This is a genomic window from Pseudoalteromonas phenolica (assembly GCF_005886345.1).
Taxonomy (GTDB): domain Bacteria; phylum Pseudomonadota; class Gammaproteobacteria; order Enterobacterales; family Alteromonadaceae; genus Pseudoalteromonas; species Pseudoalteromonas phenolica_A.
Window position 1 is genome coordinate 1 of sequence record NZ_PNEC01000150.1, and the last position, 332, is coordinate 332.

At 41.0% G+C, this 332-nt stretch carries 1 protein-coding gene; it reads left to right on the forward strand.

Annotation, left to right across the window (positions count from 1 at the left end; genetic code table 11):
* A partial coding sequence (locus CWB72_RS20420; RefSeq protein WP_138635249.1) for a class I tRNA ligase family protein occupies window positions 1-332 on the forward strand: 332 nt, incomplete at both ends.

Here is a 332-nt window from a genome sequence, read left to right on the forward strand (position 1 = left end):
ATGCAAGGAAAAAATGCTTGCTGGGTGCCGGGTACCGATCATGCTTCCATTGCTACAGAAGCCAAAGTAGTAGCTATGCTTCGCGAAAAAGGGATTGCTAAATCTTCTTTGAGCAGAGATGAATTTTTAGGTTATGCCTGGGAATGGAAGAACAAATATGGCGGCATCATTCTTGAACAGCTCCGTGAAATGGGCTGTAGTCTCGATTGGAATCGTACTTCATTCACCATGGACCCACATTATTACGATTCGGTAATCAATGTGTTTATAGATTTATATAAAAAGGGACATATATATCGCGGTAAAAGGATGATCAACTGGGATGTTAAAGC